The organism is Leifsonia sp. SIMBA_070, assembly GCF_046534635.1.
GTDB lineage: Bacteria > Actinomycetota > Actinomycetes > Actinomycetales > Microbacteriaceae > Leifsonia.
On record NZ_JAWRYK010000195.1, the window covers coordinates 1 to 277 of the forward strand.

At 58.8% G+C, this 277-nt stretch carries 1 protein-coding gene; it reads left to right on the forward strand.

The window, feature by feature from the left end; genetic code table 11:
- Nucleotides 1-148: 148 nt before the first annotated feature.
- The coding region (locus SB754_RS19990; RefSeq protein ID WP_410784122.1) for a putative oxygenase MesX at nucleotides 149-277 on the forward strand (129 nt) is incomplete at its 3' end.

Below are 277 nucleotides of genomic sequence, written 5' to 3' on the forward strand. Positions count from 1 at the left end.
GCGTCGCTGACGGCGCAGGCGCAGCGTTTCGTGGATGAGATGCGCGGTGTCGTAATGGGATACGGAGTCACGCTCCTGACATAGCCTGACGCTATGACGACACATCGTGCGTGAATATGGGGCTATGGCGTGGATTCTTCCTAAGCTGATGTGGATGAACCCCACGTTTAGGCTCAGCACGACGCGTTTCGATGAGGATTACACTCCCTCTGCCGACACGCGTACCACCACCAACTTCGCGAATCTCGCGCGCGGCGAGAACCGCCAGCAGAACCTG